We start from the raw sequence: 25,735 nt of genomic DNA, 5'->3' as shown, positions 1-25,735 counted from the left end.
GCAGGGAAGCAGGGGGGCAGGGGGCAGGGGGGCAGGGGAGCAGAGGAGAGAATAAGAATTTCTGACAAATGACAAATGACAAATGACAAATGACAAATAACCAATGACAAATGACTATTTAGAAAGTAATTGTGCGTTTAATGCTTTAGTGATGCGATCGCTAGAAGCTTCTAAGTGAGCTAAGGTGTAAACATCAAGGCTTTCGCCAAGTTGTTTGAGTTTGACATCAATGGCTTTTTGGAGTTGGCGCAATTTATACCAAGCCAATGTCCGACCATCTTCAGGTGTATTAGTAGTACCCAAGATCATCTGTAACAAAATATTTAGATGCTCCCGTTGTAATGAACGCCGGATGCTAGAAATTGGCTTTGGTTCTCCGGGGGCGAAAATTTCTGTCCAGATGCCTGTTTGCAGGGTGTCGAACAGTTCTGGTATGGAAAGCGCTTCTCCAGGCAGAGTTTTTAATTCTATATCTTGTAACCGATTCAGGCGATCGCTGTCTAATAGCGATCGCAATATCATACTTTGAAAACCCAAAATGCGATCGTGAATTGGATAATCAAGGCGGTTATTAGGTGCAGAACTACCCCAGTGTTCCCAACGCGATGGTGCTAGTTGATTGAGCAATTGTGGTGAAAAGCTGAAAGCATCATCTGCAAATACATATTCTTGCAACTTTGTCAATGCTTGGCGTTGTTTTAAAAGTGAAACTGGTACAAATGCCCAAGCAGCATCATTACTGGTATGGAGACGCCGAAACGATTGTCCACCAATGTATTTAGAAAGCAAAGTGGCATTCCGAAAATAATATTTAAGTACTTTATTAAACTTAAGGCGTAGGTTACTATAGCTTTTGCCTTTCAATAGATAACCTTTATCAAGACGCTGCCACATAAAACGAGCATTATCCATTTGCCACTGCGAATACAGTAGTACATCACTACTCATATCCCAGACATTTGCTAAAGGATTGATGTCCCAGATATCTTCATCGCTTGCATAAGATAATTCTGGTTGAGGCGATGCTAGGGCTATCTGGTCTAAAAAACTTTTTTCTGATTCTGGAATAGTTACCTCAAGGGCTGTTGATGGAAATTTTTTATAACCATACTCAATTGCCCATTCGTCATAAGGCCCAATAACTCTTGGAAAATAGTCACCTTGCTGTACTCCCTGTGGTGCTATGTTCACAGGTACATAGTCCATCACCGAACCCACTAAACCTTTGGTGCGAGTGATTTCAGTATTATTTAATTCTTCTGGCGCTAACATGGTGCTGCCGTAAAAGTTGTGGCGCAAACCCAGAGTGTGCCCGACTTCGTGAGCGATGAGAGAACGCAAATATTGATGCACATACTCCTTCATCGTTTCACTACTAGATGTAGTGTTTGGCAACATTGACAACGCCAGCGCCCCCATAGATGCTTGATTTGAAGATTCCATACCATAGCAAGACTCTGAGGAGAAAAAGCGAGCAGAGGAAGATGACGCAAATTTATCCAGGAATTTCCCCGCGTCTTTACGTCCCTTCTGTTTTTTCTTGACATGAGTTTGTATTCGGTGACGAATTTGCCTCCATCAGTGCGTGATATTCTTGCTGAACTAAGCGCACCATATTGGCATCTACAATGATATCTGCATCCAATATTTCTCCGGTGAATGGGTTGACGCGCATCGGCCCTTTGGCAAAACCTGCATCTAAAGAATTGAACCAGCGAATAGTGTTGTAATGTACATCTGCTGGTTGCCAATCAGCATCATCTGGCATTTGCTGCACTTCAATGGCATTTTGAAATCCAGCTTTTTCAAATGCTTTGTTCCACATCAAAACACCTTCACGAATCGCATCGCGGTATTCTAGTGGTACAGCATTTTCAATCCAATACACAATTGGTTTTTTGGGTGGAGATAAGGGAGCATCAGGATTGGATGGTTCTAGATGCCAGCGATTAATATAACGTACAAATGATTCGCGAGCATTATTATTAGATAAATCTTGAAAAGCAGTAGTAAAATATCCAACTCTGTCATCAGCAAGTCTGGGAATATAACCATTGTTTTCTCTGAGTTGAGAAAAGCTGTAGTGTACCTTTAGAGTCAGTGCCCTGCTATCGGGTACAGTGATTAAATTTGAGCCTTCTAGTGATGAAAAACCGTAAATCGAATCAATCTCTACGTTTTCTGGGAAGCTGTTAACATCACCAAAATATGATTTGCGTATATCTAAGCGGTAATCAGCTTGTAAAGAATATTTTAATATAGGAGTTAATCCAGGTAAATCCTGCATTAGCAGTCCATTCAGGTCGATCAGAATATTTTTACTTTTTGGATCGATAGTAGCTATTTCGAGTGAATAAAGAACGGAATCGCTAAATGAGCGAGCAAGCGATCGCTGTTCTGGTATACTATCTGTACGGAATTTTAAATTACGCACAACAAAATGCAATTTATTATTTACTTTTTGGAAATAAAATATAAAATCAGAAAGAGGTAATCCACTATAAATCCCACTTTCCCCAACCCCTGATTCCAATGTCACTATAGCTAAGTAATCTTTATTTAGCTGCTCTGGTTTCAGTTCTAAAAAAACTTTTCCCGAATCCTCGTTGCAATAAAGTGTAAAGAATCCCTCTAGTTTATCTATTCGATTAACAATCCCATTAAATCGGCAAAAATCCTCCTCTTTTATTTCAGCAATATTCTTGTCAGCACTTGCTACATTTTCAACTACTGGCAGTGCATTTAATTGCTGCACATCAATATTAGAAGTGTTTAAAAGTTGGGTTGCTTCTGCTCCTGCATAATCATTTGATAGCAACAAGCTATACAGTATTACTATACAGACTGCTAATTTCCTTATCCAGTATTTCATCCTTTGGCTTTCCACCTGAAGCAGTTCTCGTTTGGAGAAAAAATTTTGAGTAGTTTTTCGTCTGTAAACCCTTCAAATATCGAGGAATTACGGTATAAATCCACTCAGTTAGACAAAACTTTGCCTCTAGCCTAAAAATTGTCTGACTAATGATTGTTATTAGTAGCTCTTTAGGAATAATCTATTAAGCATCTATGTCTTAAGATAGGTAGTTTATCTAACTATAGATATATGTTTTTTATCTTTATCTGTATTAAAAACCAAATGTAGCATTAAAAATGTATTTAGTGCTACATTTGGGAGTCGAAGAAAACTCAAGCATGATTTATGAACAAAGAGTGAAACTTCTAAAAAAACTGTTATTTAGCAATAAAATGCTTTTTTTAGATGAATTAGGTAAATTTATACTCATCCCAAAGGTTTCCTCATTGCGTAGGGAGGGAATAGGGAATAGGGAATAGGGAATAGGGAATAGGGAATAGGGAATAGGGAAGAAGGAATAAATGTGTACTGAGTTTTTTTCACGCAATCAAATACGAGTCCTATAGTAAATTGGTTCTTCACAACAATCTTCAAAGCGGTAGCCCAAGATAAAATCAGCTTTTTTACCTAGTTTTCACCCTTTTGCTAGGTTGGCGAAAATTGCTTTGGTTTGTTGGAAAGCCAAGATGGGATAGAGCAATCTAGCCAACCACAAACCGATTTGAAGTGATTTACTGTAGTTTTGTGTAGCAGCAACAAGTACACCAATTTATCCTGCGTAGGTGGTATCAAAATCAAGCAATACATGAAAAATATCGTGAGTGACTAAATATCGCAGAGCAAATAGATTGCGTTTGGCTATGTCTTCTAGTTCTGGGCTGATATTTAATGGTTTTAGTTGATTTATCCGCATCTGATTGGCATATTTTCGTCCAAAGCAGCCTTGAGGATATTGACTTAATTGCTTCAAATCAATTACGGGATAATATCCCGCTACTGTTGTAATTTAAAAAGTATTTCTTTTTTATAATTAAAATATGCCTTTTGTTAGAAGGATAATTATATTTTTATAGTTAGTCTTTACTTGTACTTAAGAAAGAAGCTAATTCGCATGATAAACTTGATTTACAGAACCATGAGTGAGATCGGTTCTTTACTTAAAGGACTTCAAGTAAAACGCTTTTTCGCTGTTGTGCTAGTTGGTTTTCTAGTACTGACAACGAATGTTGCTCCTGAGAACAATAACACAGGCTTAAAGGAAAGAGTTCGCGAACAGGTAGAGCAAAATGATGCTCAAAGACCGAAAACAATAGGGCAGTGGAATAAAGAAGCTCGTGAAACGAAAAATTCTCCTGGTGAAAGACTTCAGAAGATTGCAGGAGAGTCAGCAGAAGCCTTTAAAGAATTTGGTTCAGGTTACGTAGAAGGTGCTCAAGAAACTGCTAATGATGTAGGTGATAGTGCTGCACGAACAGGCAAAAATATCCTTAACTAAGTTTGACACTGAAGCGTTACAATTTTGACTTTGCAGTAAGTACTAATAACTTTTCGCCAATAAACGAGTAATATTAAGAAGGCTGGTATCTAACCAAGCAACTCTTCTAATATTTAGTTAAGGCGTTCACCCTTGCTGCTGATAGATTGTAGCGTTTCGTCAATTGCATTAAATATAGGTTTTTAGTAGGGGCGTACAACTAGGTGTATGCCCCTACTGCGCGTTATATCGTCTCCACCTTGTTGGCTGTGTCTCAATACTGCTGGCTTTGTGCATTAGACCCTCTTGGCATTTGTGCTTTTTGCACTCTTGGGGAAAAGGGAAAAGGTTAAAGGGGAAAGGGACTTTTGCAGTACCTTTTCCCCTTCCCCTTTCCCCTTTTCCCGACTTATGCAAGAAGTCTATTTTTAACTAGGAATTGGGTTTTGGGAAAAGGTTACTGGGTTTAGGTTAAAGGTTTTTTCTTTCCCCTTTCCCCTTTCCCCTTTCCCCTTTCCCCTTTCCCCTTTCCCCTTTCCCCTTTCCCCTTCCCCTTTTCCTCAAAACCCGACAAGTATTGGGCTGTGTCTGCACTGCAAAATTTAGATTAATACCAGGGAAAAAATATTTTTCCGTAACACTGAGTAAATTGGTAGAAATAAAGTCAACTATTCAGTTTGTCATTTGTTGTAGTCAAAAAGACTTGATGCAGAAGCGTCAGCGTCTTTCTGTAGAACAGAAAAATGACAATCAATATAGTTGTGTTTATTTATACCCATCTATTTAACTATTATAAATAGTCGATGTATATTTTTTTACTATTTTGATAGTATTAATAGAACGGGTAAGTAACTGTTAGATAACTGTTCAAAAACATGAAACAATGAGGAAATAGCTAAGATTAATAATTAGTGATATGAAGCAATCTAAAAGCACGCGAAAGCGGGGACTTGTCCTAACGATCGCTGGGCTAAAGCGTTTACAAGGGGCAATTCTGGCTATGGAAAAGGTAGAAAACAATGGACATCGCTTCACTCTAGAAGATTTAGGCGATCGCATGAAGGTATCTACCAAAACTCTAAACCGATTATGGTCATTGAATACAGGCGTGGATCAAAAAACCTTGAAATTGTGCTTTAGCGCCTTTAACCTAGAATTACGCAGCGAAGACTATGGAATCTTGAGTGAGCCGGATCGTAGTGAAGGTTCTCAAACTCTCTCAATGAGTTTAGATACAAGAGAACAAAAATTATTTCCGTCTTTATCCTTAGATTCTCTTACGACTCAAGACCATAACCCGCTCGAAAATCTTTGGTCATACCCAGATGGGCCAGTACCTATAGATTCCCCCTTCTATGTCGATCGTCCCCCCATAGAAGAACTTGTTTATCGAGAAGTTATTCAACCAGGCTGTGTGATCCGGATTCGAGCACCAAGAGAAATGGGAAAAAGTTCTCTTGTGCTGCGGCTGTTAGCCTTTGCCAAGATGCAAAGTTATCGCTCGGTGAATGTGAATTGCAACCAAATCGATTCCAGCTGTCTGACAGACCTAAATAAACTTTTGCGTTCTCTTTGTTGGCAAATTGCAACAGAATTAGGCATTGACCCAAAGCTAGATGAAAAATGGGATGGGGAAATAGGTTGTAAGTTGAGTTGCAGTTTATATTTGCAATCTTATTTGCTCAAGCAGTGCAAAAATCCAGTAGTTTTAGTGTTAAATGAGGTTGACCGCTTTTTTGAATATCCAGAAATTGCTCCAGAGTTCTTTGGTTTGTTGCGCTCTTGGTATGAAGAAGCACGACAAGATCCCAACTTACAGAAACTCAGACTAGTGGTAGTTTACTCCACAGAAGTATATGTCTCGCTGGATATCAACCGTTCTCCATTTAATATTGGGCTACCGATCCGTCTGCCAGAATTTACTGCCCACCAAGTAAAATACTTAGCTCTACGACATGGTTTAGATTGGACTTATGATAACGAAGTTAAGCAACTGATGTCTCTTGTAGGGGGACATCCAGCACTGATTCGGATTGCTTTATATTATCTATGCTGTCAAAGAATGACCTTAGAAGAGCTGATAGAAGATGCGATCGCTAACGGCGGTATTTATCGCTATCATCTATGGCGACACTGGACAATTTTACAAGAAAATCCTAGTTTAGTAAAGGCGTATGTTGAAGTTGTAGCCACAAAGCAAAGCATTTCTCTCAATCCCATTGACGCTCATAAACTCGAAAGCTTGGGTTTGATCGCTTATGAAAGCGATCGCATCCTACCGCGTTGTGAACTCTACCGTGCTTACTTTAAAAAACAACTAGGTGTTGCTGAATTGGAATATAAATCATTGCAAAAACGTGCTTAAGAAAAAACTATCACAGACTCTTTTTTTGAAATTTACCGTAATGGCTCCTTTTAATCCCCTATTTAGCGCTCCTCTAGGGATTAGAAACAAGGTTTTCAATGAAAAATAATTAATTGTTTGACCAATAAAGCTGATAATCATCGATATAAAATTTTCCATTATTGGAAGACATTTTGAAAAAGAAGTAATAATCTTCTGGCTCCCAAATACTAAATTCTTGCTCTTGTTCTTGAAAACTAGCTGTCGAACCACTATTAGGGATAGTCATGCTAGCAGTTAGTGTTCCATTTTGTGTTCTCATTAGAAAAATTTCTAGCAGACAGAAACCCTGTAGTTCAGCAGAATAACGAATTTTGAAACGGATTTTTCCACCATTGCGTAGGGTCTTTTGAATAGAAAAATTTTCAGTTTGAACGGGATTGCCAGACAGATAAATGCCTTGACCTTGTGTTAGTATGTAACTTTGTCTTTCGTTAAATGAATTCACAATTTTTTCTTCTCCAAAATAATATAATTGATTGATATAATTGCATTATTAGCAAGCAAATAACTGTTTTTAAAGATGGGTTCTTTCTGTGCTTCTGAATATCACGTTTGTATTTTCCAGCTATCTTCAAAAAAATGCAATGACAGTTAAGACAGTTAAGAAGACAGTTAAGAAAATAATGAAAAACTGAATGATCGAGAGCGATGCCTGCGGCGGGCTACGCCAACGCAATCCGCAAAAGTAGAGATTAACGATTCTTGATTTGTAATTACTAATAATGTTCGCAAACTCGCTATCACTGGGTTTGCACAATTATAATTAAAATAACATCTATCCAGGGAAATAGCTTTTAAAAATCATTCAATTTGGTAACAGACTTTTAATTGCTAACTCTTTCATTTGGCACTTGTCAAGCATTATTGTGGCTTTTAACGATCTTCTTTATGATTTGAAGACATCTGTCTTCAGTAGGGTAAAACTCCAACTGTACATTTGGTAACATTACTTAAGAATAAATAAGTAATTGCAATTGAAGTTAATCATGACATATACACAAACCAACGATCCAACTATTCGCGAACACGTTCAAGCTTGGCAAAACTTAAATGTAGATCAACAACTTGCTTTGTTTTGGTTTATCTATAAAGAAATGGGGAGTTCAATTACTCCAGCTGCTCCTGGAGCCAGTACTGTTTCTCCAGAAATAGCCGAAGGTTTATTTAATCAAGTTAAAGAATTATCTCACGAACAACAATTACAAGTTCAGCGTGATTTGATTAATAAAGTGGATACCCAAATTTCTCGTGAGTATGGCTCTTTGGGTGATACCACAAAACTCCTGTTTTGGTATCGATTATCTCAAGGGATGGATAATGGCACTATCATTCCTGTACCTGATGATTATCAACTTCCTTCCGAAGCTAAAGCTTTGTTTGGCAAAATTCAAGGATTAGACTTTGAGCAGCAGATTACTCTTTTCCGTGATTATGTTGCGCCAATGGGTGCTGAAGCAAAATCAGGTGCTGAAATTTAGAATTTTTGAGGATGCTTAAGGGTATCTATTAACCTAAATTGCGGATTATCAAGTATAAACTTACTATTGAATGCGATCGCCATCAAATTGCAAAAGCTAAGATTACTATGCTTTACCTTGGTGCGATCGCATTCAAATTCGCTTGCGACTGGAATTGCTTCGTTGTTCCTCTTCTCTACAAGACGCTGGGCGATCGCAATGACATATTATTTTAGAAAAGTGGATTGCTTAGCTTGACTAAGGTGCGATCGCAATAACAATTTAGCTCGTTGCAAGACTTCCCAATCCTTTATAGGTACAGTAGGCTCAAAGGGATCTTCATAGTGAATAACTCCCGTAAAGGATAAAGTGAAGTCAAGTGGTGCGTTACACCAAGTACTAACGCACCCTATCAAAACACTAAAGAAGTAGAAATTAATCAGGAGTTAGGAATAAATAACTCCTAACTCTTGTACAGATGCGATTAATCGCGTCTCTAATTTTTACAACGCACAAGTCAACTCGCCGGCTTTTTGACTGAAGCGGTGATTCTCCCGATAATCTACGGGACAATCTATCACGGCGGGTACATCTTGAGCGAGGGCTTCTTTCAAAGTGGGAATCAAATCTAAAGCCGATTCAACTCGATAGCCTTTTAAACCCATGCTTTCGGCTAATTTGACAAAATCAGGATTACTAAAATGTACAAAAGATGAGTTTCCTTTGCCAAATTGATTTTCTTGCTTCCACTCAATTAACCCATAGCCACCATCATTGAAAATTATCGTGACAAAGGGCGTACCGACACGCAAGGCTGTTTCTAATTCTTGAGAATTCATCATAAAGCCGCCATCACCTGTGACAGCAACGACTTTGCGCTTAGGATGAACCAGTTTTGCTGCTAAAGCGCCAGGAATTGCAATACCCATAGCTGCGAAGCCATTGGAAATTATGCAAGTATTGGGGGGGGACTATGGCAATGATAATGACGAGCCATCCACATTTTATGTGCGCCAACATCAGAGATGACGATATCATCAGGCCCCATCACTTGGCGTAAGTCATAAATTAACTTTTGCGGCTTGATCGGAAATCCGTCATCATGGGCATACTGTTCGTAATCAGCCCGAATCTCTGGCCTTAAACTAATAGCAAAGGGATCGGGTTTCCCTTGTCTATCTGCTAATTTTAAAATTTCATAGAGGGAATCGGAAATATCTCCCACAACTTCGGCATTGGGAATATAACTACTATCAATTTCTGCCGGATTTACCCCAATATGCACAATCGGAATTTCACCATTACGATTCCATTTCTTCGGGGAAAATTCAATCAAATCATAGCCGATCGCAATTACTAAATCTGTGTTATCAAAGGCACAGGTAATGAAGTCTCTTTGCTGTAATCCCACTGACCACAAAGCTAGTTGATGTGTGTAGGGAATCACACCTTTACCCATGAAAGTATTGGCAACAGGTATATTCAACAAAGTAGCAAATTGCGTTACGGCATCACTGGCATGAGCGCGAATTGCTCCATTTCCGACTAAGATTAATGGGTTAACTGCTTGGCAAATTGCGGCAGCTGCTGCCCGAATGCTAGCAAAAGATGCATAAGTTTTTTCGCTATTATCCTTACGCAAAGGTTTGCCTTCGACGGGCATAGCAGCAATATTTTCTGGCAAATCAATGTGAACTGCACCAGGTTTTTCAGATTGCGATCGCTTAAATGCTTTCCGGACTACTTCTGGTGTAATACTCGGTCGTACAATCTGCTTATTCCACTTGGTAACAGGTGCAAACATTGCCACCAAATCTAAATATTGATGGGATTCAATATGCATTCTATCTGTTCCCACTTGACCGGTAATCGCCACTAAGGGCGCACCATCAAGATTAGCATCCGCTACCCCAGTCATTAAATTGGTTGCCCCAGGGCCAAGAGTAGAAAGACACACTCCAGCTTTTCCAGTTAAGCGTCCATAGACATCAGCCATGAATGCTGCACCCTGTTCGTGACGAGTCGTAATAAATTTAATGGAAGAATGTTTTAGCGCTTCCAAAACGTGAAGATTTTCTTCACCAGGAAGTCCAAAAATGTATTCCACTCCTTCATTTTCTAGGCACTGCACCAATAATTCTGCTGTATTCATTTTATTTTCCGACAACTCTATTAACGAATAAGACTTTTGTTCTTTGTCATTAGTCATTTGTCCTTTGTCATTTGTCTTTTGTCATTTGTCATTTGTTCTTTGACTAATCCTTAAAGACCAATGACCAATACTTCTCTACGAGAGGCTGCGCCAACGGCTTCGCTCAGTACAAGTAACCAATGACCAATGACCAATGACCAATGACTAATCATTTAATCCACACGGTTTTAACATTGACAAACTCATGTATACCTTGGATACTCAATTCTCTGCCATATCCAGAACGCTTGATGCCACCAAAGGGCAACCGAGGATCGGATTTGACCATACTGTTGATAAACACGCTACCTGCTTCGATTTCTTCAACTAAGCGATCGCTTTCTTGTTTATTGGTTGTCCAAGCACTTGCACCTAAGCCAAAGGGTGAGTCATTAGCGAGTTTAATGGCTGCATCAATATCTGGAACCCGGAATAACAAGGCTACCGGGCCAAAGAATTCTTCTTTGGCAATTGGTGTGTCGGTGGGGATATCTATGATAATCGTTGGCGGATAAAAGTTTCCAGGACGATCTGATAAAGGATGTCCACCGGTGAGGACTTTACCACCACTGCTAATAGCACGTTGCACTTGTTGGTCTAAATCCTGGAGAATACCAGGAGTTGCCAATGGGCCTAAATCGGTATCTGGTTGCATAGGATCGCCTACTTTCAGCGCCTCAAATTTTTCTAAAAGTAATTTTTCAAATTTGTCTGCGATCGCATCTGCGACAATAAAACGTTTCGCTGCAATACATGATTGCCCGTTATTTAACATTCGCGCTGTAGTAGCTGTGACAACTGCTGTCTCTAAGTCAGCACTTTCTAACACAATAAATGGGTCACTTCCTCCTAATTCCAAAACTGTTTTTTTAATTTGTTTGCCGGCAGCGACGGCGAGGGATGCGCCTGCTGGTTCGCTTCCGGTCAAAGTAGCAGCTTTTACGCGGTCATCAGCCATCAAATCGGCAACTTTGGCAGCGCCTATTAATAGAGTTTGAAACGCACCTTCAGGAAAATCTGCCCGTCGGATAATATCTTCAATTGCCAAGGCGCACTGCGGCACATTAGAAGCGTGTTTGAGTAAGCCGACATTCCCCGCCATGAGTGCCGGTGCAGCAAAGCGGAACACTTGCCAGAAGGGGAAATTCCACGGCATCACCGCGAGAATTGCACCTATTGGTTGATAACGTACAAAACTCTGACTAGCATCAGTTTTTACACTGACATCAGCCAAGAAATCAGGGGCGTGTTCGGCATAGTAACGACAGACAAGGGCGCATTTTTCGGCTTCTGCGATCGCTGCTTTAAATGGTTTACCCATTTCTAGAGTCATTAACTTAGCAAATTCTGCTTTGTCTTGCTCTAAAATATCAGCAGCTTTTTCTAGCCATTGCGATCGTTGAGAGAAACTAGTCTGACGATACTGTTCAAAAGTCTGATTAGCTAAATCGAGTTTAGCGGCAATTTCTGCATCATTGAGCGCCTCAAAGATTTGAAAAGTCTCCCCAGTGGCGGGATTAATGGTGGCGATCGCCATTACCTGACCCTCCCGTTAAAAAATAGCTTCGGTAGGCTTCCTAGTGTTACACAGATCAATTCTGGAAGCTACCACCCAAATTCTAGTCTTATAACCCAGAATTAGTTGCTGAATATTACAATTTTGCAATTATTTTTGAAATAAAATATACCAAACAATAAGTATTAATATTGATGAATTCAATCGAAGTAAAGTTGCTATAATTTGCACAATTGAGGAATCAAGCCATGACTCAAGTCTTACGCAAAGTAGTTACATTCGATGAATTCGTTGCTAAATATCCAGATAACACAGGGAAACGTTACGAACTATATGATGGAATAGTAGTAGAAATGCCACCACCAACAGGCGACCATGAAGAGGTGATTGGATTTTTAGCCACAAAAATCACTTTAGAATATAGTCGCTTAAATCTTCGTTATTTTCTCCCCAAAACAGTATTCGTCAAACCAGTTGAGAACGAATCTGCTTATTGCCCAGATATCCTGATACTAAATCAGCCTAATTTAGTTAATGAACCTCGGTGGAAAAAAGAATCAACTGTTACTCAAGCAGCATCAATTCCTTTAGTCATTGAGGTAGTAAGTACCAATTGGCGTGATGATTATCTGAAAAAATACGCCGATTATGAAGAAATGGGAATTCCTGAATACTGGATTGTCGATTATGCTGCATTGGGTGGTAGAGAATTTATTGGCAAGCCCAAACAACCTACTGTTTTAGTTTGCTGTTTAGAAGAAGGTGAGTATCGCGTTAGTAAGTTTCGAGGAGATGACCGCATCGAATCATCAATTTTTCCCGAGTTGAATTTGACCGCAGAGCAAATTTTTCGCGCTGGCATAGTCAGCGAAATTTAGCATCAGGCTATTCAACCTTTCGTAAGAGAGAGGCTGTCACAGCTATGCATAGCAATTCAAAATTCAAAACTTGTACTGAGCGTAGTCGAAGTATTCAAAATTAAGAAAGCTAGATAGAACAAATTTAAAGTTGGTATTAGATATTTTTTATTTGGAAGCCCCTAACATAATTCATAATTAGTGATTTTTTCCTATTCCGATTATGCCCAATCCCTAAAGATTCATGATTGGAGTAATGATTGTTGGCACTGGTTGCAATTTTGTCTGATAAACCTTAACTAATCGCTCAATACCTTTGAAACGATAATCTCCCATTTCTTGGAAGTCTGAGGATTGTGAAAGCATTTTATGGGTGGCTTCACTAATCACGCATTCACTAGGCGGACAAACTGCTTCCATCCGAGCAGCAAGATTAATTGTTGCGCCTAATGCCGTATAATCTACCCTTTGGGAACTACCGACATCTCCCACCACTGCTTTACCGCTATTAATCGCAATCCGTAATTGCAGGGGTTCGAGCCAAAAACCATTGGCATTCAGATGTTCGAGACGATTGAGCATTCCCTTGGCAGCAGTAACAGCGCGATCGGCATGATCTGCTTGCGGTTCTGGAGCGCCAAAAAATGCCATAATACAATCGCCAATATATTTATCTAAAGTGCCGCCGCAACTAAACACTTCTTTTAGCATTTCTTCAAATAAATTATTTAATAGTTGAGCGATCGCTGTTGGTGTTAATCTTTCAGAAATTGCCGTAAAGCCAACTAAATCAGCAAACAAAATGCTGATTTCGCTCTCGGCGGGAGCTAAACGACCACCCGGTAATCCGCCTACAGAGATCAACTGCTGTACAACTGCTGGAGAATGATAGCGTTCTAGTCGGTGACGAATCATCTCTTCAGTTTTGAGTTTTTCTACTAATAACCAACGCTGTACGCTAGAAGCTACAAGATTTGCTAAAGCTGAGAAAAAACTCAATTCTTCTTCACCTTCATTTGCCCAATGGTAAGAAGAAAAATTGGCATCGGCATACAGTACGCCCACAACTTTATTTTCATCCCATAAAGGCACTGCCATCGCGCTACGAATGCCTTTGACTAAAATACTCTGTTCGCTAGCAAACCGTTCATCCTGATGAGTATCACCAGTTTGAATGACGACTTTTTCTTCAAATACCTTTTGACAGATACTACGACTAATCCAACTACCATCAGAAGGAAGATTTTTCTGTTGGGAAACATTTCTAGTGGCAGCATTCATTAATTCCAAATGACCGCCACCATTGACATCAATTAATAATGCCAAGCGATCGATACTATCAAGATAACGAAAAACTACTTGCTGCACCTGAGAAAAAATCTCTTCTATAGATGCGGCTGCACAAAGATTTTTCGCTATGTCGACTAAATCTTTGAGACGGGCAATGGTTTTGTCCTTATTATTGATGTTGCCATCTTTGCTATCAGCTGCAATCCATTGCTGTTGTAATTGTTCGACATTATGAAGGATTGTTCTTTGCTCATTAATGTCCGAAATTCCGGAATACTCAGGTGTAGGTTGAGAAACAGGGGTTGTGAGCAGCACTACCAGACTAACATTGCCCAGCCAAACGATATCACCGTGATGTAACTCTTGGGGATAGTTAACCAGATATTTATTGACTTGCGTCCCGTTTTTGCTGCCCAAATCCTCAATAGTCCACACACCGTCAGCCGTTTTTACCAGGCGAGCATGGTTGCGGGATACTCCACCAAAAGGTAAGTACAAGTTACATTCCGGCAAACGACCAATTGTAAATACATCTTGGTCAACTGCGATCGTGGTTTCGGTATCTCCCTCTTGTAGGCGTAGCGTCAGTTCAGTCATGAGTGTGATAGATCCATCGAAGCTAGAGGTCAAGCAACTCTAAGGTAAGTTATACCCTACAGATTAACCTTCACCTTTTGTTTATGACACTGTTAACTGCATTCCGACAACTGTATATGACAGAGATTACATTGAATCTTTTCCAGAATCCGTGAAAAATCAATCTATTGAACAGCTAATGAATGTTAGCGATCGCGTTTAGTAGAACGGCGCATCTGGATTAGTGTGGGTTCCGTGTACCCTTGTTCGGTAACAGCACGGATAATTTCATTGGACAAGCCAAGATCGGAAATAAGACATAAGACTCCAAAAATAACATCGGCCTGGCGCCAATGATGGCGTCAGTCTTAGGCGGACGGATAAAAATCATTGAAAAGCTGTATGGGCAGTAGCGCAAAGACTCAGAGCCAGTGCCGCAGTCCCTCATTCTATCAGATTGCCGTCTATTGTGTTGTTTAAAGTTGCTCTGATTCAGTGTTGTGTTAAATTGGCATTACCTGCTTGTAAAGCAAAGTATTGAACTAATGGGAGAAATTCATTATCGCAATCCAAAAGCAACTGATTAATTCACAAATCAAATCACCTAGCGTCTTCTTGATTGACCATGAGAATAACAATCGTGGTCTGATCGACACCAATGAGGCGTTACAGCTAGCTGAAAGCTTAGAGCTTGACTTAGTTGTAGTCTCCCAAGGTAAAGACGCTCCAATCGCCAAGATTCTCAACTATGGCAAGCTTCAGTATCAAAAGAAAAAACGTCAGAGCCAAAGTGCTAGACCCACAGTAAAAGAAGTTCGATTCGGTCTAAACGTGGGTGTGGCTGATTATAATTTACGCATCGAACAAGCAAGTCAGTGGTTGAGTAAAGGCGATTCTGTCAAATTTGCCATTCGTTTACGAGGCCGAGAACATCAATATCGTGACAAAGCAGGAGAGATGCTAGACCGAATTGCAAACGATCTTAGTAAAGTAGGTAAAATCCAGTCGCTGGATAAACGTGCCCTAGTTATTCAAGTCATTCCTGCCTAGTTATCTGGCGATCGCTAGAGGATGTATTTGTGGCAGCTTGTAAGGGACGAAAAAAGCCTAACATAGTACTGTAGCTTCTATGGAAAAAACAGTCAATTACTCAAGGTGAATTTGAATTTCCGACCAAACAAGCGCCACGCGCCAGGATATAACCCAATCAATCGGCGCATTTAGTGATTAGGTGTGTCAAAGCATCAATCAGGCGATCGCTTTCCATTGGTATAATATCCTGTCCATGCATCACATTTTGAGTAATATGAAAATGCACTAATGCTCCTAAGAGAATTCTCGCTGTCGCCTCTGGGTCAGGTATCTTTAATTCTGGAGCCGCCAAGTAGTGAGTGAGAGTTTCGGCTACTGGCTTAATCATCACCCGAATACAAATTTGAGCTAACTCAGGAAAACGCCCAGATTCCCCGATTAAGACTCGCATAAATGCACTATGTTCTTTGTCGTTAAGCATCTGATCTAATGCTTTGGTTGCTACCTGGTGCAGTATGACAGCTGGTTCTCCCTCAATCGGTTCTGTGCCAAAAATAGAGCTGTTCTTTTTGCTTGTAAGTTGCTCTAACAGTACTTTAAAAAGTCCTTCTTTATCTTGGAAGTGGCTGTAGACTGTCGCTTTAGAAACACCAGCTGCTACCGCTACCCGATCCATGCTCGTACCAGCATAGCCATGTTGAAGGAATTCTTGCATTGCCCCTTGCAGAATTTGCTCTACTTTATCAACGGAATTATCTCGATCTACTTCGTCAGTTTTGATGCGTACCATTTATTAACTATCCTCTCTTATCAACAATATTAATAGATGCAGTAAAATGCCCCAGTACAAAATGGCGAAAATAAATATACCCTTCGTTGAAGGGGGCAGGGGGTAGGGAGCAGGGGGCAGGGGGTAGGAATAGCATTTCGCTGCATAATGCCTTTGCAGATTGATTGACAAGTTTAGTTATATCCTATTGACTAAACTAGTCCGTTTAGTTTAGCATAAATTGAACTGGACAGTTTAGTACAAGTTGCTACTGGTGGTAAGGGGGGAATAGCATGAGGGAAAACAGGAATGCAGAGAGTTTAGGGTCTTCTCAGAATCTTGTGCGATCGCCTGTTCTACTTGCAATAATTGCATCTCTAGCAATAGGTGGAATCAGTGTTTATGCGGTGATGAAGCTTCAGGCTACAGCTAATGAAAAGCAAAAAGCCCCAGTAGCAGTTCAGCCCGTGGTAAAAACAGTCACAGCATTAGGGCGGTTAGAACCCAAGGGAGAGGTAATAAAACTGTCAGCGCCTTCTTCAACTGGTGAAGGAAATCGGGTAGAGCAACTATTGGTGAAAGAAGGCGATGGCGTCAAAGCTGGGCAGGTAGTTGCGATTATGGACAACCGCGATCGCCTGCAAGCTACTTTGGGTGAAGCACAAAAACAAGTTCAAGTTGCCAAAACCCGCCTTAACCAGGTAAAAGCTGGAGCCAAACAGGGAGAAATTGGAGCGCGCCAAGCTACGGTAAATCGCGTGCAAGTAGAACTACAAGGAAATATTAAAACTCAGCAAGCCACAATTAATCGTCTAGAAGCAGAACTCCTTGGGCAACAACGCAGCTTGCAAGCAACAGTGGCTCGCGTAGCAGCCGAGAAACGTAATGCTCAAGCTGACGTGCAGCGCTACGAAACTTTATACAAAGCAGGAGCAATTTCTAGCCAGGAAGTTGATAGCAGACGCTTAAACGCCGAAACTTCCACTCAAGCGTTAATTGAAAGCCAAGCCACCCAGACAAGAACTGTCGCAACTCTACAACAGCAACTTAACGAAGCCAAAGCCAACCAGCAACAAACCCTCGCCAGCTTGCAACAGCAGATTAACGAAGCAAAAGCTAACTTGAATCAAACTGCTGAAGTCCGTCCCACAGATATAGCAAATGCACAAGCAGAGGTAGACAGCGCTCAAGCCACCGTGGAGAAAATTAGAGCAGAACTAGCACAGGCATACGTTGTGGCTCCTAAAGCCGGTCGAATTTTGGAGATTAATACACGAGCCGGAGAGACTGTTGGTAATGAAGGAATTGTGGCTCTAGGCCAAACCGACCAGATGTATGCAGTAGTAGAAGTCTACCAAAGTGATATCAAAAAAGTTCGTCCAGGACAGGATGTGCGGGTAAGTAGTGATTCCCTCCGCAATGAATTAGAGGGAAGAGTCGATTGGATTGGTATGCAAGTAAAGCGGCAAAATCTGATCAACGCCGATCCCTCAAGCAATATTGATGCCAGAGTCGTGGAAGTCCACGTACAACTGAATAAACTATCTAGCCAAAATGCTTCTAGCTTCACTAATTTGCAAGTCAAGGCGGTAATTGAATTGTGAAATTTGTCATTTGTCATTTGTACTGAGCGTAGTCGAAGTATTTGTCACTTGTACTGAGTTTCGACTGCGCTCAACTACCGCGAAGCCGTTGGCGCAGCCTCTCCAAGAGTTGTATTTGTCATTTGTCAGTAGTTATTCTCCTCTGCTCCCCCGGTTACTGAGCGCAGTCGAAGTATGCTCCCTCATCTCCCCACTCCCTATTATGAAATTAATCGAACAACTGCGGCGGCGAACGCCTTTAGGATGGCTGCAACTGAGTCATGAAAAAGGTCGTCTTTTGGTGGCATTGTCAGGTATTGCCTTTGCCGATGTTCTAATGTTCATGCAGCTAGGGTTTCAGAATGCCCTGTTTGAAAGTAACACAATGCTGCATCGGAGTATGCAGGCTGATATGTTTGTCATCAGCCCCCAAGCACGTAACCTAGCATATATGTCTAGCTTTACGCGGCGGCGATTGTATCAAGTAATGGATGTACCAGGTGTAAAGTCGGCAGAAGGAATGTATGTCAACATTGTTGATTGGAAAAATCCCCAAACACATCAGAAGACGACAATATTAGTTATGGGGTTCAATCCCGATCGGCAAATGTTGAACTTAGCAGATGTGAATCGCCAGATAGATGCTATTAAGCTACCAGATACCGTTCTGTTCGATCGCGCCTCTAGAGGAGATTATAATGAAGCGATCGCCAAAATTGAACAAGGTAAAACTGTCACAACTGAAATAGAAAGGCGGACAATTACCGTTAGCGGCTTATTTTCAGTCGGGGCTTCCTTCATAGCCGATGGTACTTTAATTACCAGCGATCAGAACTTTCTGCGACTATTTCCCAGACAAGAAGCAAGCAGTGTCAGTCTCGGTTTAGTGCAGCTGCAACCAGGCTATGACCCAAAACAGATGAAAGCAGCTTTAGAATCTCATTTAGATAAGGATGTTAAAGTTTTAACCAAAGCAGAATTTCTTGAATTTGAAATAAATTACTGGAAAACAAATACAGCGATCGGGTTTATATTCAGCCTGGGTGTAGCAATGGGGTTTTTGGTGGGCGTGATTATCGTCTATCAAGTTCTTTCTACAGATGTGAATTCCCATATCAAAGAATACGCCACTTTCAAAGCAATGGGATATAACAATCTCTACTTATTAAGTGTGGTGTTTGAAGAGGCGATAATTTTGGCAGTTTTGGGCTTTATTCCTGGAGCGATCGCACCTTTAGGACTTTATCATTTAACTCGTAATGCCACCAATTTGCCAGTTTACATGACTGTAGCACGGGCCTTGACGGTATTAACGCTGACGATGATTATGTGTGTAATTTCTGGTGCGATCGCCACCCGTAAATTACAGTCTGCTGACCCCGCAGATATGTTTTGAAATTAGTCCTTTGTCATTTGTCATTTGTCATTTGTTACTCAAAAGGATAAATGACAATCATCACGAGTAATCAAGCTATTTATGACTAGCAAACCCGTCATCTCTGTTAAAAATCTCGACCACTATTTTGGTCATGGTCAACTTCGCAAGCAAGTTCTCTTTGATATCAACCTAGATATTAATGCCGGCGAAATTATTATTATGACTGGGCCTTCTGGTTCTGGGAAAACCACACTTCTCACTTTAGTCGGCGGCTTGCGTTCTGCCCAATCTGGTAGTTTGCAGATATTAGAACAAGAACTGTGTGGCGCGAACAAAGCCCAACTTACCCAAGCGCGACGTAGTAACGGTTATATTTTCCAAGCGCACAACTTGCATGGTAGCCTAACAGCACTCCAGAACGTCAGAATGGGCTTGGAAGTGCATAAGAATATTTCGTTAGCAGAAATGAAAACTCGGTCAGCCCTAATGTTAGAGGAGGTAGGATTAGGAGAGCGCCTGAATTATTATCCTGATGATTTATCTGGGGGACAAAAACAAAGAGTTGCGATCGCTCGTGCGTTGGTCGGTCGTCCTAAAATAGTCTTAGCAGATGAACCCACCGCCGCCCTTGACAGTAAATCGGGACGAGATGTGGTCAACCTCATGCAAAAACTAGCTAAAGAACAGGACTGTACTATTCTCTTGGTAACTCATGACAACCGCATTCTAGATATTGCCGATCGCATCGTCTACATGGAAGATGGCAAGTTAGTAAATGACCGTGCTGTTGTTGCAGCATCTTAAGCAGATTCTTTTTGAGCAATTCTCACAAATCAAATTTGTGAAGTAAAGAGATTTTGGAACTGCGAATCAGACTTTTTAGACATTAGGTTTTTGCTACTCTTTCTAAGGATTGTAGTCAAATTCGCTTTGCGATCGCACCCCTAGCCAATCTCCTGCTGGAGTTTGTCCGACTTCGTAGGTATAGCCAACATCCCAAAAACTGATACTGTAGTCGGTGCGGTTATGCAAGCACTGGTTCATAAACTGGTTGAGTTTACGGCTATTTTAGGCATCATGAACATCTTCTTAGGGATTATAAACAAATTCACTTTCTAGATAAAGCCCTACCCAATCTCCACCTAAAACTTTACCGATTACGTATATATTTTCCTGAGTCCAAAAGCTGAATCTATACATCATTACTTCTGGAAAACAATAAGCTAAAAATTTATTTATTTGCTGATATTTTAAGTACTTGGTTTCTGAGCCACTCATCTCATCTTGAAAATATTGTTTATCAGGGTAAAATTTATGGAATTTACTTATTTCCAGCATTCCCGAAGCCTGTAAAGCCATTTCAATAGCCCCCTCTTTAGTCTCAGCAGCAGCATAGACAATTTGGTGTTTATAGCTATAGTAATAACCACCACCAAAATCGCCTTCTAAATGAATTGTTCCTAATTCTGAAGTAATTGCTTTGATTTCTGAAACTAAAGTTAATGTATTTTCACTCAATGGTTTAGCGCTAATTGATTGAAGCTGCTTAGAGCGAAAAATTTGCTGTTGAGAAATTTCTGTTTCTTTATAAATGGTAGGACAGACACAAATCCAATCATTATCTATTGTTTTACCAACAATAATACCGATTGAAGTATTGGGTAGGAGGTAACAGGAAACTTTTAAATCGAAAGATTTTAATTCTTGCAATTTTTCACTCAGTATTTTAAATAACGCTTTGATTTTATTTGACCTATTATTCTCCTCATCTTTTTTAAAACAAAAATTATTAAAAATTCTCAAATACTCCATTGATTGCCAGCCTAAAATTGTTTTTTCAACATCTGTCAATTGTAACCAGTCTTTAATAAGACTCAATTTTAGTATATCAAATTCCCCATATTCAGAGACTTCCCAAACAAATGGAGAAATATATCCACCGTCTTCATGTCCGGGTAAATTAAAGTTTGAATGAGGCTCAATAATAACTTCTAATGTTCCTAGAATTTGCTCTGTTTCTGGCTGCATAGTTAAATAGGTATAATTTAATTTTTTATTGACGGATATGTTAATATTTGCAATTAGTCTCTATGTTAAGAGAATGACTAATTTAGGAAAATGGTTGTAGTAAAGCAGTTTGAAATGGTTGTAACAGAATACCAAGAATTTTGTCAACATCATTAATGTAGTATTCAACTATGTCAATGTATGCTGTTAGTCCTTCCAACATTAAAAATCGCCAGTTAGTTCCACTAGTGACAACTCCATAGATTGTCTTAACTTCTTGTTGAATATTTTGATTGAATAATTGGGCAGCTATCATAGTGGCAATACATTGTCCTAAACCACCTTTGATATTTTCGTTTTTCGCCTCAATAATTGTAATTACAGGCGCTTTAATGTAAAACTGTTCTTCAGAACCACAGAGAATGAAATCACAAAATCCATTCAATCCTTTACTACTATCTACATCGAAATCTGTACCGGAAAACAGAGAAATTTGATAATTTAACTGCCGTCTAACTTCCGTAAGAACTGGCATAATTAGTAATTCTGAACGGGCTTTTTCTGTGTTGATGGCAGTTGCTAGTTGAGTATATTCTTCTAAGAGCGTTGTTAAGGTGGCTGAAGGTTGAATAGGCGACACATCTTTGAATAGATTGCGCTTTTCATCAATTACAAGCTGAAAAGTCTCTCGAACTTTGGCGAGTGTGAAATCACTGTATGCCATCTGCAACATCCTCCATTATTCACAAGTTATACCAATTCTCTAAAATCCAGCAACAAATTCAAACTCTAAAACCCCCACTAAGTCTGACAAATATTAATTACGAATTACGAACTTGTACTGAGCGACTTGCCCTGAGCGTAGTCGAAGGGAGTCGAAGTATACGAATTACGAATTAGTATTAACTCTAGCGGCTGCGCGGACAATCCGGTTGCTATCTTCAGCAAGTTGCTGGCGTAAAACGCTTGGAGTTCCAGAATTATCAGCAACGGCGTAGCGTTCCAGCCAGGATGCAGACTGCGCTGCTTGAGTCAGTACTTCATGGGGAGTTAGCGGATGGAGGAGTGTGACAAACCGCACAAAGGCATTTTCTGAACTTGCGTATTCTGCAAGTATGCTGACTAAATCATCAGTGCTGGGGTTGTAGAGGCGGTTGAGTCCCGCGCAAGGTGGGACTAGTTTGGTGGGTGGTGGGTTGGACAATCAAATCGCGGAGGCTTTCGCGGATGGGTGCAGGGGTGTTGGGATTTTGAGCAACTGCGCGGCGGACTTCGACTTTTTCATCGTTTGCCAGTTGTGTCAGTATTGTTTCAGGTAGGTTAGAATTGCTAGCCGCAGCAGTGCGGACACTAGAGTTTTCGTCACCTGCGAGAAGTTGTAAAACAGTAATTGGTGTATTGGGATTAGTCGCTACTTTGATTCGCACCTCTACTTGTTCATCTCGCGCCAGTAATTCCAAAACACTTACAGGTGCATTGATTGTAGCCGCAACAGCTTCACGCACGGATATTTCCGTATCTTCTGCTAACTGTAACCACAACGCCTCTGTCAAATTGGGATGGCGAACTAAACAAACACGCACTTCTACACAAGGATCTTGGACAAGAATACCCAGCAATTGCGGTGTTAAGCTGGGATTGTACGCAAGCGATCGCACTATACTATCATCAGTTGTAGGTGGAATAAACGAGCGAGGATCGGGTGTTGCACCAATAAATTCTCTTCTTGCTAAAATCTCCAGTGCCTCAATAGGTGTGCGAGGATTACCAGCTATTGAATGCAGCACATCATTATGATCGCCCGGAAATACACTTTTGAGCATATCCACTGTTTGATTTGGCGTATTTCCTGAATTTTGGGTACTCAGAACAATTTGAGCAAGTGCGCGAGGCGGTGTGTTGGGATTGCGAACAACTTCCAAACGAGTTGTAAAATCTGGGTTACTAGCTAGCATTTCTAAAGTTTCAGGAAATGTATTAGCATTACTGGCGACAGCACGAACTGTAGCTACATAAGAGTCTCTAGCTAACTGTCTTAAAACGGTGGCTGGTGTATTAGGGTGAGATGCGACTCGATAACGCACTGAACTATCAGTGTGACTTGCTAACTGTGACAAAGTTTCCACAGGCATTTGTGAACCTTTGACAGGATGTTTAATAAAATCAGCAAGATTTTTGCTACTCATGCTTTTAACGGCCTGAGCAAGTACAATTCCTGGGGTATTAGGGTTACGTTGATTTACGAGATTTTCTTCTAAGCCTAAGCGAGTGAGAATTGTGACAGGAGTATTGGGGTTAGCAGTTAGTTTTGCTTTTACTTCACGGCTGGTATCGTTGGCTAACCGCGTCAAAATTTCAACATTTGAATCGGGATGTTCTGCAACTTTGGCTCTGACTTGCTCAGATTCATCTTGCGCCAATATTTCTAATAGTTGGATAGGGGTTGATGTTTTATTATGAGATGATTTATGGAGAAGCCATAAACGCACATTCAAGCTTTTATCTCGCGCCAGTTCTAGCAAACTTTGGAGTGGTAAATTGGCATTTTGTAAAACAACTTGACGCACGGTTTCATCTGCATCTTTTGCCAGTTGTTCCAAGACTTGAATCGGAGTTTTATTACTACGTGCTGCGGTCAATTTAGCTTTTTGATCTCCCTTTTGCACAACCTGCGTTAAAGCATGATGACTATCGGGACGACGTGCTATTAGTTCATTTGCTTTTGCAGTTTCTTCTGCTTCTGATTGAGCTAGAAGCAAACGGTAATATCCCAAAATCATTTGTTTGTATTCTTTTGCTATCAGCATTTGTTGATGTTCATCTAAGTAAGGTAAGTTGATATTTATCAACGCGCATCTCCGTACTTGTATGTCACTATCTTTCACTAGCTCAATTAAAACTTCCGCGGGGATTGAGGGATTTTTCGCTACATAACAACGGATGATGCTATCTGATGATTTTGCCAGTTCTGCCAAGGTGTTAGGTGATGTTTTTGGATCTTGGCTTTGTTGCTCTAAGCTTTGCTGTTTATCTTGTGGTCTAGATCCTGATGAAATATGATAAACATGGTCAGTTGACTTTGTTGCTAATACACGCTTTTTGATAGCTTTCGGTGTTTTCGGATTGCTGAGAACTGCTTCCCGTACTTGAAAGCTTGAATCTTGAGCCAATTGTTTGAGTGTAGTTCCTAATACTTGTGGATGTTTAGCAATATTAATTCGCATTGACTCTAATGAATCATTTGCTAAAAGTTCGAGAATTTCTCCTGATATGTTTGGCTGATTGATTACCGAATTAACGTAATAGTAAAAATTTTTTTCACTGCGATCGCGTACCAGTTGCTCTATAATACTTAGGGGTAAATTTTTCCTTTGAGTAATAATTGTACGTTTGTGTTTGGGATATAGTTTTAATAATGCTTGCTCTGAAGTCTTCGGATGTTTTGCTAGAGCCGTTTGAATTTCGTTATCAGTATGGTTTGCAAGCAAATTGAGTGCTTCTGTTGGAGTGAAAGGATTCTTCGCTACCGCTAACTGAATTGCATATACTGCATTTCCAGCCAACTGCATCAGTGTCTCTGTCGGTGTTTCTGGATTCTTCGCCACCGCTAACTGAATTTTGTACACCGCATCCCCAGCCAACTGCATCAGCGTCTCTGCTGGCGCTGAGGGATTTTGCGCCACAGCTAACCGCACCCATGCCCAGCGACTCTGCCCCAGCATCGCTAATTGTTCGCTATCAGTATTCCAATCAGATGCAACGGCATACTGTCCTTCCACCAGTTCAATTAATGGTGGTGGACAACTGGGATTAAATTTCACCGCCAACCGGACTGGTAATTCTAAATCACCCGCTAACTGTTCCAACACTGCTGACGGCGTTTCTGGCGACTCTGCTACCTGTAACCTTGGTTCTAGGCTTGGTTCCTGTGATAGTCTTTGTAATAATTGCAACCGATAACGCAAGGGCATTTGGGGATTTCGCAACCCTTGAATTAGTCGCTCAGATGGAACCCATTTGCTGAGAAAGCAAGGAGGTACAGGCCCGATTTTGAGTAATTCTACCGCCAATCGGTCGTTTTGCCCTAGCTGACGCTGTTGCAGGATTTCATCAACTGCTTGCTGCCAGCCGTCTGTTATTTCTCCTGCCAAATTTACGTGTAAACTTGCTGCTTCTGCTACCTGCTCATCAGGACTATTAACTAGAATCTCTAAAAGACTACGCGGTGTTTGATGGAAACTAGCAACGGCTAATTGCAACGCTACTGACTGTTGCAATAACTCCTCTGGTGCTGACAAAAATCTTTGCAAATCCGATCCGCTAACTGGTTGAAGAGGTTGCATG

The 25,735-nt window shown here is 40.6% G+C and carries 19 protein-coding genes and 2 pseudogenes; 9 read left to right on the top strand and 12 right to left on the bottom strand.

The window, feature by feature from the left end; genetic code table 11:
• Window positions 1-114 precede the first annotated feature (114 nt).
• A pseudogene (locus NSTCB13_RS28125) lies at window positions 115-2,872 on the bottom strand (zinc-dependent metalloprotease).
• Window positions 2,873-3,623: 751 nt separating this feature from the next.
• Window positions 3,624-3,824, bottom strand: coding sequence for a Coq4 family protein (locus NSTCB13_RS28120; RefSeq protein WP_448274560.1), 201 nt, complete (start codon window positions 3,822-3,824; stop codon window positions 3,624-3,626).
• Between the two features lie 141 nt (window positions 3,825-3,965).
• On the opposite strand from NSTCB13_RS28120, the gene NSTCB13_RS28115 reads away from it, so the two are divergent.
• Window positions 3,966-4,349, top strand: a complete 384-nt coding sequence (locus tag NSTCB13_RS28115; RefSeq protein ID WP_445627080.1) for a hypothetical protein — start codon at window positions 3,966-3,968, stop codon at window positions 4,347-4,349.
• Window positions 4,350-5,244: 895 nt separating this feature from the next.
• A complete protein-coding gene (locus NSTCB13_RS28110; RefSeq protein WP_448274559.1) occupies window positions 5,245-6,693 on the top strand; it encodes an AAA-like domain-containing protein in 1,449 nt (482 codons plus the stop codon).
• 109 nt (window positions 6,694-6,802) lie between these two features.
• Here NSTCB13_RS28110 and NSTCB13_RS28105 read toward each other — a convergent pair whose 3' ends face one another.
• Window positions 6,803-7,180 carry a hypothetical protein gene (locus NSTCB13_RS28105; protein ID WP_445627082.1) on the bottom strand — a complete coding sequence of 126 codons (378 nt, stop codon included), beginning with the start codon at window positions 7,178-7,180 and terminating at the stop codon, window positions 6,803-6,805.
• Between the two features lie 541 nt (window positions 7,181-7,721).
• On the opposite strand from NSTCB13_RS28105, the gene NSTCB13_RS28100 reads away from it, so the two are divergent.
• Both NSTCB13_RS28100 and NSTCB13_RS28095 read left to right on the top strand, forming a co-directional pair.
• Complete coding sequence (locus tag NSTCB13_RS28100) at window positions 7,722-8,213, top strand: orange carotenoid protein N-terminal domain-containing protein (RefSeq protein WP_448266042.1); 492 nt, start codon at window positions 7,722-7,724, stop codon at window positions 8,211-8,213.
• Window positions 8,214-8,251: 38 nt separating this feature from the next.
• Window positions 8,252-8,428, top strand: a complete 177-nt coding sequence (locus NSTCB13_RS28095) for a hypothetical protein (protein WP_448274558.1) — start codon at window positions 8,252-8,254, stop codon at window positions 8,426-8,428.
• 267 nt (window positions 8,429-8,695) lie between these two features.
• Here the strand turns inward: NSTCB13_RS28095 and NSTCB13_RS28090 are convergent.
• Both NSTCB13_RS28090 and NSTCB13_RS28085 read right to left on the bottom strand, forming a co-directional pair.
• Window positions 8,696-10,344 (bottom strand): annotated as a pseudogene (locus NSTCB13_RS28090) (acetolactate synthase large subunit).
• Window positions 10,345-10,552: 208 nt separating this feature from the next.
• Entirely contained in the window at window positions 10,553-11,920 is a 1,368-nt protein-coding gene (locus NSTCB13_RS28085; RefSeq protein ID WP_448274557.1) for an NAD-dependent succinate-semialdehyde dehydrogenase, read from the bottom strand.
• 227 nt (window positions 11,921-12,147) lie between these two features.
• On the opposite strand from NSTCB13_RS28085, the gene NSTCB13_RS28080 reads away from it, so the two are divergent.
• The gene (locus tag NSTCB13_RS28080; RefSeq protein ID WP_448274556.1) at window positions 12,148-12,777 is read left to right on the top strand and encodes a Uma2 family endonuclease; all 630 of its coding nucleotides are present in this window, start codon (window positions 12,148-12,150) and stop codon (window positions 12,775-12,777) included.
• A 213-nt stretch (window positions 12,778-12,990) separates the two neighbouring features.
• Here NSTCB13_RS28080 and NSTCB13_RS28075 read toward each other — a convergent pair whose 3' ends face one another.
• Entirely contained in the window at window positions 12,991-14,643 is a 1,653-nt protein-coding gene (locus NSTCB13_RS28075) for an adenylate/guanylate cyclase domain-containing protein (RefSeq protein ID WP_448274555.1), read from the bottom strand.
• 537 nt (window positions 14,644-15,180) lie between these two features.
• Here NSTCB13_RS28075 and infC point away from each other — a divergent pair.
• Window positions 15,181-15,672, top strand: a complete 492-nt coding sequence (gene infC / locus NSTCB13_RS28070) for a translation initiation factor IF-3 (RefSeq protein ID WP_448270124.1) — start codon at window positions 15,181-15,183, stop codon at window positions 15,670-15,672.
• A gap of 157 nt (window positions 15,673-15,829) precedes the next feature.
• Here infC and NSTCB13_RS28065 read toward each other — a convergent pair whose 3' ends face one another.
• Window positions 15,830-16,444 carry a TetR/AcrR family transcriptional regulator gene (locus NSTCB13_RS28065; RefSeq protein ID WP_445627087.1) on the bottom strand — a complete coding sequence of 205 codons (615 nt, stop codon included), beginning with the start codon at window positions 16,442-16,444 and terminating at the stop codon, window positions 15,830-15,832.
• Between the two features lie 272 nt (window positions 16,445-16,716).
• On the opposite strand from NSTCB13_RS28065, the gene NSTCB13_RS28060 reads away from it, so the two are divergent.
• The 3 genes from NSTCB13_RS28060 (at window position 16,717) to NSTCB13_RS28050 (ending at window position 20,188) form a co-directional block, all read left to right on the top strand.
• A complete protein-coding gene (locus NSTCB13_RS28060) occupies window positions 16,717-18,027 on the top strand; it encodes an HlyD family efflux transporter periplasmic adaptor subunit (protein WP_445627088.1) in 1,311 nt (436 codons plus the stop codon).
• A gap of 202 nt (window positions 18,028-18,229) precedes the next feature.
• On the top strand, window positions 18,230-19,402 hold the full coding sequence (gene devC / locus NSTCB13_RS28055) for an ABC transporter permease DevC (RefSeq protein ID WP_448266031.1): 1,173 nt from the start codon (window positions 18,230-18,232) through the stop codon (window positions 19,400-19,402).
• Between the two features lie 81 nt (window positions 19,403-19,483).
• Window positions 19,484-20,188, top strand: coding sequence for a DevA family ABC transporter ATP-binding protein (locus NSTCB13_RS28050; protein WP_448274554.1), 705 nt, complete (start codon window positions 19,484-19,486; stop codon window positions 20,186-20,188).
• A 102-nt stretch (window positions 20,189-20,290) separates the two neighbouring features.
• Here the strand turns inward: NSTCB13_RS28050 and NSTCB13_RS28045 are convergent, their stop codons facing one another.
• The 5 genes from NSTCB13_RS28045 to NSTCB13_RS28025 form a co-directional block, all read right to left on the bottom strand.
• Complete coding sequence (locus tag NSTCB13_RS28045) at window positions 20,291-20,428, bottom strand: hypothetical protein (RefSeq protein ID WP_448274553.1); 138 nt, start codon at window positions 20,426-20,428, stop codon at window positions 20,291-20,293.
• Window positions 20,429-20,473: 45 nt separating this feature from the next.
• A complete protein-coding gene (locus NSTCB13_RS28040) occupies window positions 20,474-21,412 on the bottom strand; it encodes a hypothetical protein (RefSeq protein WP_448274552.1) in 939 nt (312 codons plus the stop codon).
• Between the two features lie 82 nt (window positions 21,413-21,494).
• Window positions 21,495-22,115, bottom strand: a complete 621-nt coding sequence (locus tag NSTCB13_RS28035) for a hypothetical protein (protein ID WP_448274551.1) — start codon at window positions 22,113-22,115, stop codon at window positions 21,495-21,497.
• Window positions 22,116-22,280: 165 nt separating this feature from the next.
• Complete coding sequence (locus NSTCB13_RS28030) at window positions 22,281-22,472, bottom strand: hypothetical protein (RefSeq protein ID WP_448274550.1); 192 nt, start codon at window positions 22,470-22,472, stop codon at window positions 22,281-22,283.
• 49 nt (window positions 22,473-22,521) lie between these two features.
• Window positions 22,522-25,734: a hypothetical protein gene (locus tag NSTCB13_RS28025; protein WP_448274549.1), complete on the bottom strand. Its 3,213-nt coding sequence runs from the start codon at window positions 25,732-25,734 to the stop codon at window positions 22,522-22,524.
• Window position 25,735: the final 1 nt, after the last annotated feature.

Source organism: Nostoc sp. DSM 114160 (assembly GCF_053470305.1).
Note: the sequence above shows the minus strand (reverse complement) of the source record. Positions and strands in the feature narration are given on the sequence as shown.

Coding starts and splice junctions, on each gene's coding strand:
- NSTCB13_RS28115 (WP_445627080.1), top strand. CDS start 3,966: ATGATAAACTTGATTTACAGAACCATGAGTGAGATCGGTTCTTTACTT.
- NSTCB13_RS28110 (WP_448274559.1), top strand. CDS start 5,245: ATGAAGCAATCTAAAAGCACGCGAAAGCGGGGACTTGTCCTAACGATC.
- NSTCB13_RS28100 (WP_448266042.1), top strand. CDS start 7,722: ATGACATATACACAAACCAACGATCCAACTATTCGCGAACACGTTCAA.
- NSTCB13_RS28085 (WP_448274557.1), bottom strand. CDS start 11,920: ATGGCGATCGCCACCATTAATCCCGCCACTGGGGAGACTTTTCAAATC.
- NSTCB13_RS28080 (WP_448274556.1), top strand. CDS start 12,148: ATGACTCAAGTCTTACGCAAAGTAGTTACATTCGATGAATTCGTTGCT.
- NSTCB13_RS28075 (WP_448274555.1), bottom strand. CDS start 14,643: ATGACTGAACTGACGCTACGCCTACAAGAGGGAGATACCGAAACCACG.
- NSTCB13_RS28065 (WP_445627087.1), bottom strand. CDS start 16,444: ATGGTACGCATCAAAACTGACGAAGTAGATCGAGATAATTCCGTTGAT.
- NSTCB13_RS28060 (WP_445627088.1), top strand. CDS start 16,717: ATGAGGGAAAACAGGAATGCAGAGAGTTTAGGGTCTTCTCAGAATCTT.
- devC (WP_448266031.1), top strand. CDS start 18,230: ATGAAATTAATCGAACAACTGCGGCGGCGAACGCCTTTAGGATGGCTG.
- NSTCB13_RS28050 (WP_448274554.1), top strand. CDS start 19,484: ATGACTAGCAAACCCGTCATCTCTGTTAAAAATCTCGACCACTATTTT.
- NSTCB13_RS28045 (WP_448274553.1), bottom strand. CDS start 20,428: ATGAACCAGTGCTTGCATAACCGCACCGACTACAGTATCAGTTTTTGG.
- NSTCB13_RS28040 (WP_448274552.1), bottom strand. CDS start 21,412: ATGCAGCCAGAAACAGAGCAAATTCTAGGAACATTAGAAGTTATTATT.
- NSTCB13_RS28035 (WP_448274551.1), bottom strand. CDS start 22,115: ATGGCATACAGTGATTTCACACTCGCCAAAGTTCGAGAGACTTTTCAG.
- NSTCB13_RS28025 (WP_448274549.1), bottom strand. CDS start 25,734: ATGCAACCTCTTCAACCAGTTAGCGGATCGGATTTGCAAAGATTTTTG.